This is a genomic window from Nocardioides dokdonensis FR1436 (assembly GCF_001653335.1).
In the GTDB taxonomy this organism is placed as follows: Bacteria; Actinomycetota; Actinomycetes; order Propionibacteriales; family Nocardioidaceae; genus Nocardioides; species Nocardioides dokdonensis.
This window is the reverse complement of record NZ_CP015079.1, coordinates 3,518,821-3,531,638: the sequence shown is the minus strand read 5'-3', so window position 1 is coordinate 3,531,638 and position 12,818 is coordinate 3,518,821. Positions and strand designations below refer to the sequence as shown.

The window sequence follows — 12,818 nt, the reverse complement described above, 5'->3', positions numbered from 1 at the left end:
TACGAACGACGACGACGACCCGCCCGGCAGGCCGGGCGGGTCGTCGCGCGTGGGGCGGGGGTCAGGCGGTCTCGGTCGCCTCGGTCTCGTGCGGGGCGACGTCCTTGCCCCGGCCCTCGTGGACCTTCTCCTCGATGCGCTTGCCGAGCTCGGCATCGACGTTCTTCCAGTACTCGAACACGCGCGGCAGGATCTCGTCGCTGACGCCGCCGAGGATGTGCCCGGCGACGTTGCCGACGAAGCGGGCCCGCTCCTCGTCGTTCCAGACCTCGTTGACCAGGGTGTTCGCCTGGCCGAAGTCGTCGTCCTCAGCGCGCAGCGTGTAGGCCTGGCGCACCATCTCGCCATCGGTCTCCCAGCCGTCCTCGACCGGGCCGAGGAGGTCGGAGTACGGGGCACCGTAGGAGTTGGGCGCGTACTTCGGCCGGTCCCCGGTGTGCTCGTAGGCCATCGGGCCGTCGAACTGGTAGGTGTAGGCACCCTCGACCCGGTGCTTGTTCACCGGCAGCTGCTGGTGGTTCGGGCCGATGCGGTAGCGCTGGGTGTCGGCGTAGGCGAAGACCCGGCCGAGCAGCATCTTGTCGGGGGAGAACCCGATGCCCGGCACGACGTTGCTCGGGGCGAAGGCCGCCTGCTCGATCTGGGCGAAGAAGTTGTCCGGGTTCTTGTTCAACGTCATCGTGCCGACGTCGATGAGCGGGTAGTCGCCCTTGGGCCACACCTTCGTCAGGTCGAAGGGGTTGAACCGGTAGGTCTTCGCCTCCTCGTAGGGCATGACCTGCACCTTGAGGTCCCAGCTGGGGTGGTCCCCGCGGTCGATGGCGTCGTGCAGGTCGCGACGGTGGAAGTCGGAGTCCTCACCGGCGATCCGGTTGGCCTCCTCCTGGGTCAGGCACTCCACGCCCTGGTTGCTGTGGAAGTGGAACTTGACCCAGAACTTCTCGCCGGCCTCGTTGTACCAGAGGTAGGTGTGGCTGCCGTAGCCCTGCATGTTCCGCCAGGTCTTCGGGATGCCGCGGTCGCCCATTAGCCAGGTGACCTGGTGCGCCGACTCGGGGTTGTGGGTCCAGAAGTCCCACTGCATGTCGTTGTCGCGCAGCCCGCTGCCACCCAGGCGCTTCTGGCTGCGGATGAAGTGCGGGAACTTCATGGTGTCGCGGATGAAGAAGACCGGGGTGTTGTTCCCGACGAGGTCCCAGTTGCCCTCGGAGGTGTAGAACTTCAGCGAGAACCCACGCGGGTCGCGCCAGGTGTCGGGCGAGCCCTGCTCGCCGGCGACGGTGGAGAACCGGGCCAGCATGTCGGTCGTGGTGCCGGGCTGGAAGACCGCGGCCTTGGTGTACCTCGAGACGTCGCCGGTGATCTCGAGCGTGCCGAAGGCGCCACCGCCCTTGGCGTGCACGTTGCGCTCGGGGACCCGCTCGCGGTTGAAGTGGGCCATCTGCTCGACGAAGTGGTGGTCGTGGAGCAGGATCGGCCCGTCGGGGCCGACGGTGAGGCTGTTGCGGTCACTGGCGGCGGGTGCGCCGTTGCCGGACGTGGAGCCCTGGGTCTGGGTCATGCTTCATCTCCTGGGTGGTCGAGGGGGATACCTGTCGACCTTCTCGCCTTTTCTGGAACGAGTCAAGAAACTCGGTGGCTCGGTGTGTCTGGCTGCCAGCCGCCCACCTGCCCCTAGGGTTCGGGCCGTGACATGGCGTTCGGGCAGCCCCAGGAGCCAGCGCCGGACACTGCTGGTGCTGCTCGTGCTGGTGAGCGGCTGCTTCGTGCTCACGGCCTGGTCCTACGACGTGGTGCCCGTCAGCGCCTACTTCGTGTGGCTGCTGGTCGGGATGCTGCTGCTGCGGTTCGTGCCCCTGCTGGTGCTGACCGCCTGGACCGTCACCGGCGCCCTGGCCCTCGCGATCCTCGACGGGGTCGGCGACGGCGGCCTGATCAGCGCCCGGATCTCCAGCATGGTGGCGCTCGTGGTGGCCGCACTCCTGGTCCTGCTGCAGTCCAGTCGGCAGCGCAGCGGCCTGCCGACCCTGTTGGGGGAGTCGGTGCTGTCCGACCTGCGCGACCGGCTGCAGCGCCAGGGCACGGTGCCACCGCTGCCCCCCGGCTGGCACAGCCAGAGCGCGATGCTCGCCGCCGACTTCGTCGGCTACGCCGGCGACTTCCTGGTCGCCCGCCTCGACGAGGAGCAGCAACGCCTCGAGATGATCCTGGTCGACGTCGTCGGCAAGGGCGTGGCCGCGGGCACCGCGGCGCTGCAGTTCGCCGGAGCCCTGGGGGGTCTGCTGGGCGCCCTTCCTCCTGACCGGCTGATGGCAGCGGCCAACGACTTCCTGCTGCGCCAGGAGTCCGACGAGGCGTTCGCCACGGCGGTGCACCTGCTCGTCGACCTGCGCACGGGCGACTACGGGATCCTCAGTGCGGGCCACCCCCCGGCCCTGCGCCACGAGGCCGCGTCCGGCGCCTGGGTCGTCGACCGGGCCCGCGGCACGGCGCTGGGGGTCACGGCGCACGGGGAGGCGGAACCGAGCCGGGGTCGGCTGGCCCCGGGCGACGCGCTGATGTTCTACACGGACGGCGTCGTCGAGCGCCCGGGCGAGGACATCGACGACGGCATCGAGTGGCTGCGCACGACCGCCACCGACGTGCACGCCGAGTCAGGCATGCAGTCCCTGGCACGCCGGGTGCTGCGCCGGGTCGAGCGCGGCGACGACGACCGGGCGGTCCTGGTGCTGCACCGGAGCGGCCCGAGTCGATGACGAGCCCCTCCCTGGACCGTCCCCGGCTCCTCGTCGTCGCCGGGAGCGCCGTCGCGGTCCTGGTCGCTGCCGCCCTGGTCGTCGCGCTGCTCGTCGTCCGCGCGGGCTCAGGCGGGGGTGCGGGCGCCGAGGAGCCCTTCGAGCCGCCTGCTGCCGAGGACGGGGCGGCAGCAGCTGTCGCGGCGGGCGTCGACACCGTCCAGGAGGCGACGTACGCCCGGGAGCGCGCGGCGTACCCCGACCGGCTGCGGATCCCCGACCTCGGGGTGGATGCGCCGGTCCTGCCGGTCAAGGCGCCCGGTCGCGTGCTGGTCCCGCCGCGGGACCCCCAGCAGCTGGGCTGGTGGGCGGACGGGGCGCGGCCCGGCGCCGAGAGCGGCAGCGCCCTGCTGGTGGGGCACACCGTGAACGGCGGCGGGGGAGCCCTCGACGACCTGGAGACCCTCGACGCCGGGGCGCGGGTGCGGGTGCGGGCCGACGGGACCGTCCTCGACTACGAGGTCAGCACCGTGCAGGTCTACTCCAAGGGCCGCATCGCTCGCGACGCCCAGCGGCTCTTCAGCCAGGAGGCGCCCGGGCGTCTCGTCCTGCTGACCTGCGAGGACTGGGACGGGAGCGGCTACCTCAGCAACGTCGTCGTGGTGGCCGAGCCCGTCTGAGGAGTGCGACGCGCGGGCTCTCCCGCGCGCTCGGGGCCGGGAACAACGGGCGCCCCGAACGGGTTGAGGAGGATGTTGCATCTTCAACTACATCGGAAGGATGAGCACAGTGCAGATCGGCATCTTCAGCGTCGGCGACGTCACGACCGACCCCACGACGGGGCGCACGCCCACCGAGCAAGAGCGCATCCGCGCCCAGGTCGAGATCGCGCTTAAGGCCGAGGAGGTCGGGCTCGACGTCGTCGCCGTGGGGCAGCACCACAACCCGCCGTTCGTCGCGTCCTCGCCCACCACGACGATGGCGTGGATCGCGGCCCGGACCGAGCGGATCCTGCTCTCGACCGCCACCACGCTCATCACCACCACCGACCCGGTGCGCATCGCCGAGGACTACGGCACCCTCCAGCACCTGACCGGCGGCCGCGTCGACCTGATGATGGGCCGCGGCAACACCGGACCGGTCTACCCGTGGTTCGGCAAGGACATCCGCGAGGGCATCAACCTCGCCATCGAGAACTACGGGCTGCTGCACCGGCTCTGGCGCGAGGAGGTCGTGGACTGGCAGGGCCGCTTCCGCACGCCGCTGCAGGGCTTCACCGCGACCCCGCGCCCCCTCGACGGCGTGGCTCCGTTCGTCTGGCACGGCTCGATCCGCAGCCCCGAGATCGCGGAGCAGGCGGCCTACTACGGCGACGGCTTCTTCCACAACCACATCTTCTGGCCGCCCTCGCACGCCGCACAGATGATCAAGCTCTACCGCGAGCGCTACGAGCACTACGGCCACGGCACCGCCGACCAGGCGATCGTCGGGCTCGGCGGCCAGTTCTTCATGCGCAAGGACAGCCAGGCCGCGGTCCGGGAGTTCCGTCCCTACTTCGACAACGCCCCGGTCTACGGCCACGGTCCCTCGCTGGAGGACTTCACCTCCCAGACGCCGCTGACCGTCGGCTCGCCCCAGCAGGTCCTGGAGCGCACGCTCGGCTTCCGGGACAACGTCGGCGACTACCAGCGCCAGCTGTTCCTGCTCGACCACGCGGGGCTGCCGCTGAAGACCGTGCTGGAGCAGCTCGACCTGCTCGGCGAGATCCTGCCCGACCTTCGCGCCGGGTTCGCCGAGGGGCGGCCCGCCCACGTGCCTGACGCACCCACCCACGCGAGCCTGCGCCAGGCCCGCGCCGAGACCGTGGAGGTGTCCGCATGACCCGCCTGGTCGTCCTGAGCGCCGGACTGTCCGCACCGTCCTCGACCCGTCTGCTCGCCGACCGCCTCACCGAGGCGACGGTGCGGCACCTGGAGGGCCCCGTCGAGCTGGAGGTCGTCGAGCTGCGACCGCTGGCCTACCCGCTGGCCGAGCGGATGACCACCGGGTTCGCCGGCCCGGAGCTGGACGCTGCTCTGGGTTCGGTCCGGCGGGCGGACGCCCTCATCGCAGTGACCCCGGTCTTCGCCGCGTCCTACAGCGGGCTGTTCAAGATGTTCCTGGACGTGCTCGACCGTGACGCCCTCGCCGGTACGCCGGTGCTGGTCGCCGCGACGGGGGGAACGGCACGCCACTCGATGGTGCTCGACCACGCCTTGAGGCCGCTCTTCAACCACCTGCACGCGGTGGTGGCGTCCACCGGCGTCTACGCCGCCACCGACGACTTCGGCGAGACCGGCCTGGACTCGCGCGTCAGCATCGCCGGCGCCGAGCTCGCGGCGCTGGTCGGCGGCCCGGGCGCCCGTCCCGCACCCCGACGGGCGCGCGAGCGCAGCGTCGAGGAGGAGCTCGCCGAGCCCACGCCCTTCGAGGACCTGATGCGCCGAGCAGGCGCGGGCGCCGGCTGAGCCGGCGCCCGGTCGCTCCGGGCCCCTGGTTCAGGCCTGGTAGGTGCCGTGCAGCACCGCGCGGGCCGCGGTCTTGAACGCCAGGTTGAACGACACCACGGCCGGGCTCGCGTCCGCATCGACCCCCAGGTGGTCCTGGGTGACGGCGTGCACCACGAAGTAGTAGCGGTGCACCTGATCGCCCTCCGGCGGCGCCGCGCCCGCGAAGGCGTGGGTCCCCACGTCGTTGCGGCACATGAACGCAGCGCCCGGCAGGGTGCTGCCCTCGGCGCCGATCCCGGCGGGCAGCTCGGTGGTGTCGGCCGGCAGGTCGACCAGCACCCAGTGCCAGAACCCGCTCGGGGTGGGTGCGTCGGGATCGAAGCAGGTGACCGTGAAGCTCTTGGTGCCCTCGGGGGCACCGGACCAGGACAGCTGCGGGGACGTGTCGCCCCCGGATCCGACCTGGGCCTGGTCCAGGGGCTCGCCCTCGCTCACGTCGGTGCTCGAGACGGTGAAGGAGGGCACCTGCGGCAGCAGGTCGTAGGGGTTCGGGGCCACGGGGCGTTCCAGGTTGCTCATGTAGCCGAACGTAGCCGGGCCCCGACCAGGTGACCACCACCCGGTCAGCCGACCCGGCGCCCGGCGAGGCAGGGAGCATGGAGACATGGCACACGACTCCACCGACACCGGCCACGACCACCCGCCGTACCCCGTGGGGCTGCGGCTGAGCGGCCGCAAGGTCCTCGTCGTGGGCGGGGGACAGGTGGCCCAGCGCCGGGTCCCGGCTCTCATCGGCGCCGGCGCCGACGTGCTCGTGGTGGCCCCGGAGGCCACGCCGGCCCTCGAGGGCCTCGAGGCGGAGATCACGTGGCAGCGGCGCCGCTTCGCGATCGACGACCTCGCCGGCGCCTGGTACGTCGTGGCCGCCACCGACGACCCGGCCGTCAACGCCGAGGTGCTGGCCGCCTGCGAGGCGCGCCGGATCTTCTGCGCCCGTGCCGACGACGCCCGTGAGGCGAGCGCCTGGACACCCGCGGTCGGGCGCCACGACGGGGTCACCGTCGCGGTGCTGGCCAACCGCGAGCCCCGGCGCTCGGCGGCCGTGCGCGACGAGGTGATGACCGCTCTGCGCGATGGTCGGCTCACGGTGCGCGACGCCCACCCGCGCACGCCCGGCGTCGTCCTGGTCGGAGGCGGACCCGGGGACCCCGAGCTCGCCACGGTCGCGGCCCGGCACGCCCTGGCCAGCGCGGACGTGGTGGTCGCCGACCGGCTGGCCCCCCGCGAGCTCCTCGAGGAGCTGCCGGCGCACGTCGAGCTGGTCGACGTCGCCAAGCTGCCCCGCGGGCGCCAGGCGAGCCAGGAGTCGATCAACCAGGTGATCGTCGAACGCGCCCTCGAGGGCAAGCGGGTGGTGCGCTTCAAGGGCGGCGACAACTTCGTCTTCGGCCGCGGCTTCGAGGAGATCCTGGCCTGCCGTGCCGCCGGGGTGCCGGTCAGCGTCGTCCCCGGTCTGACCTCCGCCATCTCGGTGCCGGCCAGGGTCGGCATCCCGGTCACGCACCGAGGTGTGGCGCACGAGTTCACCGTGGTGACCGGCCACGTGCCGCCGGGGCACCCCCAGTCGCTGGTGGACTGGGAGTCGCTGGGCCGGATGAACGGCACCGTCGTGCTACTGATGGCGGTGCAGAACGCTGCTCTCATCGCCGAGGCGCTCGTGGCGGGCGGGCGCGCCGCCTCGACCCCTGTGGCGGTGATCGTGGAGGGCACCATGCCCGAGGAGATGACGGTGCTGAGCACGCTGGCGGACCTCGGGCGCGACATCGTCGAGCAGGCGGTGCGGGCCCCGGCCATCATCGTGGTCGGGGACGTCGTCGCGGTGGCCCGGCCCGGGCGCTACCCCGACCCGGTCGCGGCCCGCGTCGACGACCAGGGCGAGCCGGCCCATGGCTGAGCTGGTCGAGGTCACCGACCCCGACGACCCCCGCCTGCGCGACTACCGCGACCTGCGCGACGTACAGCTGCGCAAGGACCTCGAGGCCGAGCACGGCCTTTTCCTGGCCGAGGGCGAGAAGGTGGTGCGACGAGCGCTCGAGTCGGGGTTCGACGCCCGGTCGTTCCTGATGGCGCCGCGCTGGCTCGACGGCCTCGCGGACGTCCTGGACCGCTCCGGGGCGCCCTGCTACGTGCTCAGCGAGCAGCTGGCCGAGCAGGTCACCGGCTTCCACGTGCACCGCGGGGCACTGGCCTCGCTGGAGCGCCGCCCCCTGCCCTCGGTGGAGTCGGTCCTGGCAGGGGCCCGCTCCGTCCTGGTCCTCGAGGACGTCGTCGACCACACCAACGTCGGTGCCATCCTGCGCAGCGGCGCCGCGCTCGGCTTCGACGCCGCGCTCCTGGCGCCGCGCTGCGCGGACCCGCTCTACCGACGGGCGATCAAGGTGTCGATGGGCGCGGTCTTCACGCTGCCGTGGACCCGCCTGCCCGAGTGGTACGACGCCCTGCCGGACCTGTCGGCGCGCGGGTTCACCACCGTCGCGCTGACGCTGGCACCCGACGCGGTCCCGGTCGAGGAGGCCGTCGCCGGGCTCGACAAGGTCGCGCTGGTGCTCGGGTCCGAGGGCCACGGGCTCTCGGAGCGCTGGCAGGAGAGCGCCGACCGGCGAGCGATCATCCCGATGCACGAGGGCATCGACTCCCTCAACGTCGCCGCCGCCTCCGCCGTGGCCTGCTACGTCACCGCGCGCCGCTGAGGCCTGCTGGCGCCGCGGGTCAGCGGCAGTCGGCTGGGCGGAAGGAGAAGGACTGCTCGACCGGCAGCACGGTGGTGCCGGTGCCGCCGTCCTCGTCCGTCCACGCGACCTGCACCGCGCCGAGGTCGGCCACCCGCTCGCCGGCCAGCACGTCGTCGTCGAAGCGCAGGTGGAACAGCAGCAGGCCGGTCTGGCCCTCGAACAGGCTCATCTGCTCCGCGGAGTCCCGGGCGGCCCACACGACCTGCGACTCGCGACGCAGCACCTCGCCCGGCGGCCAGGTCGTCGCTCCGCCGTAGGAGATGGTGCCGCCGACGTTGCGCGGCGGCAGGTCGAGCGCGGCGCCGACCTGCCGCACCCCGTCGGAGTCGACGAGCGAGAACTCGGCCGTCGCGACATCGCGGGTGGCGCGCCAGGTGACGTCCATCCAGGCGATGTCGGCCTGGGGGCGGGAAAAGCAGGACGTACCACTGCTGGTGAGCTCGAGGCTGACCGGTTGGGCCTGCTGCTCGTCGTCGGCGCCCGGCTCGACGGTGACGGTCGCGGTGGCGGTGGCAGCAGCGGCAGGGGATTCGCCGTCGTCGCCGGTGCAGCCGGACAGGGCGAGCGTGATCGCGAGCGCGGGAGCGAGGCCGGCGGCCGCCCGAGAGGGAGTCAGCACCCGCGCAGGCTAGTGGCTAACGTCGGCACATGGACCAGCAACCCGCCGACTCGGCGTACCACCGCACCCTCCCGATCGGGGAGCGGCTCTCGAGCCGACCCCTGGTCGACGACCGGTTCTCCTGCTTCGAGGAGGTCACGCTCAAGGCGCTGGAGCCGATGCTGGTGCCGGAGGCGCCACGCGCGGGCGAGGTCGACCGCAGCGAGTGCGGGCACTGCCGGCCGTCCGAGCACACCATCTGGCACGACGACCTGTGGCAGGTGCGGTCGGGGTTCACGCCCTTCGGGCTCCCGTTCGTCGGGGGGATCGCTCCGCGCGAGCACGTGCTGCTCGACGACGCGCCGCTCGACCTGCTCGCCACCCTGGGGCCGCTGCTGCAGCGCGTGAGCAACGCCGTCAAGGCCGTGCCGGGAGTGGCCCGCACCCACCTGGCGCGCTGGGGCGACGGCTCCGAGCACTTCCACCTGTGGGCACTGGCCCGCCCGGCCGGGATGATGCAGGGCCGCGGCGCGATGCTGGCGTTCTGGGACGACGTGCTGCCGCCGCTGCCCGACGACCTGCGCGAGCAGCACCTGGGCATCGTCGCCGAGGCCCTGGCCGCGGGCGGGGGCACGCCCTTCCCGGGTCGCGACTAGGGGAGGGACCCGCTGCATGAGTCCCCGGTCGACCGGGGACTCCGGTACTTGTCGGGCGTTGCAACACCCATCAAGTGCATGAGTCCCCGGCTGACCGGGGACTCATGCAGGGCGGACGCTCAGGCGACGGGCCAGCCGTCAGGGAACTCGTCGGCGGCCTTCTCGTGCTCCTTGGCCAGCTTCTTGCGCAGCTTGGTCGGCAAGCGGTCGCCGAAGACGGTGCCGTTGGTGTGGTCGGTCTCGTGCTGCAGGCAACGGGCCAGCAGGCCGGTGCCGGTGAAGGTGACCGGCTCGCCGTCGAGGCCGGTCCCGGTGACCGTCGCCTCGTCGGGGCGGGCGCAGGCGACGAACGCGCCGGGGTAGGACAGGCAGCCCTCGTCGCTGTCATCGAGGTTGCGGTCCTTGCCCTCGGGGAGCTCGAGCACGGGGTTGCAGACCACGCCGACGGTGCGCTCCCCGGTGTCGTCGGGGCAGTCGAAGACGAAGACCGCCCGGTCCACGCCGATCTGGCAGGCGGCCAGGCCGACCCCGTCGGCGGCGTACATCGTGGCGACCATGTCGGCGACCAGCGCGCGCAGGTCGTCGTCGTAGGCGGTGACCTGCGCCTGGGGCCGGTGCATGACCGGCGTGCCCCAGCGGGTCATCGGGCGGGCGGTGCCGCCCTCGGGCAGGGGGCCGTACGGCGCGTGGTCGGGCTGCTCAGGCTGGTCGGACATGCGCGCGATCCTAGGAGGGGGCAGGCCTGCACGCCCAACCGCCACCGCACCCGGCCACTCGTGGCCGTACCGGTGTGACCTGTGACACCGGAGCAGGTGTAGCGCATTGTGTAACTCGTAGTTACATTATCTGCATGGACCTCACCAGAACCCTTCCGGCGCGGCTGCGTCCGGGTGGCAGGCACGGGTTGGCGGGCACCGAGACGCGCGACCCGATCGGCTACGCCGTGGCTGCCCTCGGCAAGCTCGCCCAGAGCGACCTCCTCGACCGCGTCGGGCTGCGCAAGCAGACCGAGCACGCCGTCTTCACCGCGACCCGCACCGGCTTCCGCGCCGCCACCAGCGCCAACCGGGCCTTCGCCCGCGTGGGCAGCCGGCAGCAGCCGGGCGTCCGGGTGCCGTCCGCAGCGCCGAAGGGCGCCTTCGACATCACCCCGGGCGAGGACGAGCAGATGCTCGTCGACGTCGTCAGCGAGTACGCCGCCGAGGTGGTCCGTCCCGCGGCCGCCGAGGCGGACGAGGCGTGTGCCGCCCCTGAGCCGCTGCTGAAGGCCAGCCTCGAGATCGGCCTGCCGATCCTCGGCGTGCCCGAGGCGCTCGGCGGCATCTCCGAGGAGCGCTCGGCCGTGGCCGGCACCCTCGTCGCCGAGGCGCTCGCGCACGGCGACATGGGCCTGGCGATCGCAGCCCTCGCTCCGGGAGCGGTCGCCACCGCCCTGGGCCTGTGGGGCACCGAGGCCCAGCAACAGACCTACCTGCCGGCCTTCACCGGCGACGAGGTGCCGGCCGCCGCGCTGGCGCTGGCCGAGCCCACTGTCCTGTTCGACGCCTTCAAGCCCGCCACCACTGCGCGACGCACCGACGACGGCTTCGTCCTCGACGGCGTCAAGAGCGCCGTGGTCCGTGGCGCCGAGGCGGAGCTCTTCATCGTCGGCGCCCGGCTCGACGACCAGCCCGTGCTCTTCCTCGTCGAGTCCTCCACAGCGGGCCTGAGCGTCGAGTCCGACCCCGGCATGGGCGTGCGCGCCGCCTCGATGACCCGTCTGCGCCTCGAGGGCGTCACCGTGCCCGCCGATGCCGTCCTCGGGGCCACCGACGGCACGACGTACGCCGAGTGCGTGCGGCTCTCGCGCCTGGCGTGGTGCGCACTGGCCGTGGGCACCGCCCAGGCCGTGCTCGACTACGTCACGCCCTATGTCAAGGAGCGCAAGGCCTTCGGGGAACCGGTCGCCCACCGCCAGTCGGTGGCCTTCATGGTCGCCGACATCGCCATCGAGCTGCAGGCCATGCGGCTGCTCACCTACAAGGCCGCCGGCCGCGCCGCGGCGGGCAAGGACTTCGCCCGCGAGGTCTCGCTCGCCCGCCGCCTGTGCGCTGACAAGGGCATGCGCATCGGCCTCGACGGCGTGCAGCTGCTCGGCGGCCATGGATTCGTCAAGGAACACCCCGTGGAACGGTGGTACCGCGACCTGCGGGCCGTCGCCGTGCTGGAAGGAGCCGTCCTCGTCTGAGGACCACCCATCATGATCAGTCTGGACGACCCCAAGAAGTTCCGCCCGCTGCGCGACCAGGCCCACCAGGTCGCCATGAACATGCTGCGCCCAATCTCGCGCAAGTACGACAAGGCCGAGCACGCCTACCCGACCGAGCTCGACATGCTCGCCTCGATGATCGACGGGCTCTCCGAGTCCGGCGCGGCCGAGGGTGCCGGCGCTGCCGGCGTCCGTCGTGACGAGGCCCCCGAGAAGCCCGACACCTCGGGCACCAAGAACGGCGCCAACCTGGCCTCGGTCCTCTCGATCGCCGAGATGTGCTGGGGTGACGTCGGGCTGCTGCTCTCCATGCCCCGGCAGGGCCTCGGCAACTCCGCCATCGCCTCGGTCGCCAACGACGAGCAGCACGCGCGCTTCGACGGTGTGTGGGCCGGGATGGCCATCACCGAGCCCGGCACCGGCTCGGACTCCGCGAACATCCAGACCACCGCGGTCCTCGACGGCGACCACTACGTCATCAACGGCGAGAAGATCTACGTCACCAGCGGCGACCGCGCCGACGCGATCGTCGTGTGGGCGACCCTCGACCGGGACCTGGGCCGCGCGGCCATCAAGTCGTTCGTCGTGCCCAAGGGCACGCCGGGCATGCGCGTGGACCGGCTCGAGCACAAGCTCGGCATCAAGGCCTCGGACACCGCCACCATCATCTTCGAGGACTGCCGCGTCCCGAAGGAGAACCTGCTCGGTTCGGCCGACGTCGACCCCAAGCAGGGCTTCGCCGGGGCGATGGCCACCTTCGACAACACCCGTCCGCTGGTGGCCGCCATGGCGATCGGCTGCGCGAAGGCCTCCCTCGACCTGACCCGTGAGCTCCTCGAGAAGGCCGGCGTCGTCATCGACTACGACCGTCCGGCGATCACGCAGTCGGCTGCTGCCGCGAAGTTCCTGCAGATGGAGGCCGACTGGGAGGCTGCCCGCCTGCTCACCCTGCAGGCCGCGTGGATGGCCGACAACCGCGAGCCGAACTCGCTCGAGGCTTCCATGGCCAAGGCCAAGGCCGGAAGGGTCGGCTCCGACATCACGCTCTCGTGCGTCGAGCTGGCCGGATCGCTGGGCTACAGCGAGCACGAGCTGCTCGAGAAGTGGGCGCGCGACTCCAAGATCCTCGACATCTTCGAGGGCACCCAGCAGATCCAGCAGCTCATCGTCGCCCGACGCGTGCTGGGGCTGAGCAGCGCCGAGCTGAAGTAGCACCAGGCAGCACCCGGACGTACGACGACCCGGGGCCCACCGCGGTGGGCCCCGGGTCGTTCGCTGTGCTGCTGGTGCGCTGCGGTGC

Annotated in this window: 13 protein-coding genes; 9 read left to right on the top strand and 4 right to left on the bottom strand. The window is 72.3% G+C overall.

Annotated elements, in window-relative coordinates:
- Window positions 1–61 precede the first annotated feature (61 nt).
- Window positions 62–1,561 carry a catalase gene (locus tag I601_RS16690; RefSeq protein WP_068112199.1) on the bottom strand — a complete coding sequence of 500 codons (1,500 nt, stop codon included), beginning with the start codon at window positions 1,559–1,561 and terminating at the stop codon, window positions 62–64.
- A 127-nt stretch (window positions 1,562–1,688) separates the two neighbouring features.
- On the opposite strand from I601_RS16690, the gene I601_RS16685 reads away from it, so the two are divergent.
- The 4 genes from I601_RS16685 to I601_RS16670 all read left to right on the top strand — a co-directional run bounded on the left by I601_RS16685 (window position 1,689) and on the right by I601_RS16670 (window position 5,242).
- Window positions 1,689–2,756, top strand: coding sequence for a PP2C family protein-serine/threonine phosphatase (locus tag I601_RS16685; protein ID WP_068112196.1), 1,068 nt, complete (start codon window positions 1,689–1,691; stop codon window positions 2,754–2,756).
- Window positions 2,753–3,415: a class F sortase gene (locus I601_RS21590; RefSeq protein WP_068112192.1), complete on the top strand. Its 663-nt coding sequence runs from the start codon at window positions 2,753–2,755 to the stop codon at window positions 3,413–3,415. The genes I601_RS16685 and I601_RS21590 overlap by 4 nt, the downstream gene beginning before the upstream one ends.
- Before the next feature lie 109 nt (window positions 3,416–3,524).
- On the top strand, window positions 3,525–4,616 hold the full coding sequence (locus tag I601_RS16675; RefSeq protein WP_068112190.1) for an LLM class flavin-dependent oxidoreductase: 1,092 nt from the start codon (window positions 3,525–3,527) through the stop codon (window positions 4,614–4,616).
- Entirely contained in the window at window positions 4,613–5,242 is a 630-nt protein-coding gene (locus tag I601_RS16670; RefSeq protein WP_068112187.1) for a CE1759 family FMN reductase, read from the top strand. Before I601_RS16675 ends, I601_RS16670 begins: the two co-directional genes overlap by 4 nt.
- 30 nt (window positions 5,243–5,272) lie before the next feature.
- On the opposite strand, the gene I601_RS16665 is transcribed toward I601_RS16670, so the two are convergent.
- Window positions 5,273–5,803 carry a YbhB/YbcL family Raf kinase inhibitor-like protein gene (locus I601_RS16665; protein WP_068112184.1) on the bottom strand — a complete coding sequence of 177 codons (531 nt, stop codon included), beginning with the start codon at window positions 5,801–5,803 and terminating at the stop codon, window positions 5,273–5,275.
- Between the two features lie 85 nt (window positions 5,804–5,888).
- Here I601_RS16665 and cobA point away from each other — a divergent pair, with 85 nt between their 5' ends.
- Window positions 5,889–7,178, top strand: a complete 1,290-nt coding sequence (cobA, locus tag I601_RS16660) for a uroporphyrinogen-III C-methyltransferase (protein WP_084527726.1) — start codon at window positions 5,889–5,891, stop codon at window positions 7,176–7,178.
- The gene (locus I601_RS16655) at window positions 7,171–7,974 is read left to right on the top strand and encodes a TrmH family RNA methyltransferase (RefSeq protein WP_068112181.1); all 804 of its coding nucleotides are present in this window, start codon (window positions 7,171–7,173) and stop codon (window positions 7,972–7,974) included. The genes cobA and I601_RS16655 overlap by 8 nt, the downstream gene beginning before the upstream one ends.
- A 19-nt stretch (window positions 7,975–7,993) precedes the next feature.
- On the opposite strand, the gene I601_RS16650 is transcribed toward I601_RS16655, so the two are convergent.
- Complete coding sequence (locus tag I601_RS16650; RefSeq protein WP_068112178.1) at window positions 7,994–8,635, bottom strand: hypothetical protein; 642 nt, start codon at window positions 8,633–8,635, stop codon at window positions 7,994–7,996.
- Window positions 8,636–8,664: 29 nt separating this feature from the next.
- On the opposite strand from I601_RS16650, the gene I601_RS16645 reads away from it, so the two are divergent.
- Entirely contained in the window at window positions 8,665–9,270 is a 606-nt protein-coding gene (locus tag I601_RS16645; RefSeq protein ID WP_068112176.1) for a hypothetical protein, read from the top strand.
- A gap of 119 nt (window positions 9,271–9,389) precedes the next feature.
- Here I601_RS16645 and def read toward each other — a convergent pair whose 3' ends face one another.
- On the bottom strand, window positions 9,390–9,986 hold the full coding sequence (gene def / locus I601_RS16640; RefSeq protein ID WP_068112175.1) for a peptide deformylase: 597 nt from the start codon (window positions 9,984–9,986) through the stop codon (window positions 9,390–9,392).
- A gap of 134 nt (window positions 9,987–10,120) precedes the next feature.
- On the opposite strand from def, the gene I601_RS16635 reads away from it, so the two are divergent.
- Together I601_RS16635 and I601_RS16630 are read left to right on the top strand one after the other, a co-directional pair.
- Entirely contained in the window at window positions 10,121–11,497 is a 1,377-nt protein-coding gene (locus I601_RS16635; RefSeq protein ID WP_084527724.1) for an acyl-CoA dehydrogenase family protein, read from the top strand.
- Window positions 11,498–11,509: 12 nt separating this feature from the next.
- Window positions 11,510–12,730, top strand: coding sequence for an acyl-CoA dehydrogenase family protein (locus tag I601_RS16630; RefSeq protein ID WP_068112170.1), 1,221 nt, complete (start codon window positions 11,510–11,512; stop codon window positions 12,728–12,730).
- The last annotated feature ends 88 nt before the right edge of the window (window positions 12,731–12,818 follow it).

Bases quoted from the DNA above. Each gene is read 5' to 3' on its own strand.
- I601_RS16690 (WP_068112199.1), bottom strand. From the start codon at position 1,561: ATGACCCAGACCCAGGGCTCCACGTCCGGCAACGGCGCACCCGCCGCC.
- I601_RS21590 (WP_068112192.1), top strand. From the start codon at position 2,753: ATGACGAGCCCCTCCCTGGACCGTCCCCGGCTCCTCGTCGTCGCCGGG.
- I601_RS16670 (WP_068112187.1), top strand. From the start codon at position 4,613: ATGACCCGCCTGGTCGTCCTGAGCGCCGGACTGTCCGCACCGTCCTCG.
- I601_RS16665 (WP_068112184.1), bottom strand. From the start codon at position 5,803: ATGAGCAACCTGGAACGCCCCGTGGCCCCGAACCCCTACGACCTGCTG.
- cobA (WP_084527726.1), top strand. From the start codon at position 5,889: ATGGCACACGACTCCACCGACACCGGCCACGACCACCCGCCGTACCCC.
- I601_RS16655 (WP_068112181.1), top strand. From the start codon at position 7,171: ATGGCTGAGCTGGTCGAGGTCACCGACCCCGACGACCCCCGCCTGCGC.
- I601_RS16645 (WP_068112176.1), top strand. From the start codon at position 8,665: ATGGACCAGCAACCCGCCGACTCGGCGTACCACCGCACCCTCCCGATC.
- def (WP_068112175.1), bottom strand. From the start codon at position 9,986: ATGTCCGACCAGCCTGAGCAGCCCGACCACGCGCCGTACGGCCCCCTG.
- I601_RS16635 (WP_084527724.1), top strand. From the start codon at position 10,121: ATGGACCTCACCAGAACCCTTCCGGCGCGGCTGCGTCCGGGTGGCAGG.
- I601_RS16630 (WP_068112170.1), top strand. From the start codon at position 11,510: ATGATCAGTCTGGACGACCCCAAGAAGTTCCGCCCGCTGCGCGACCAG.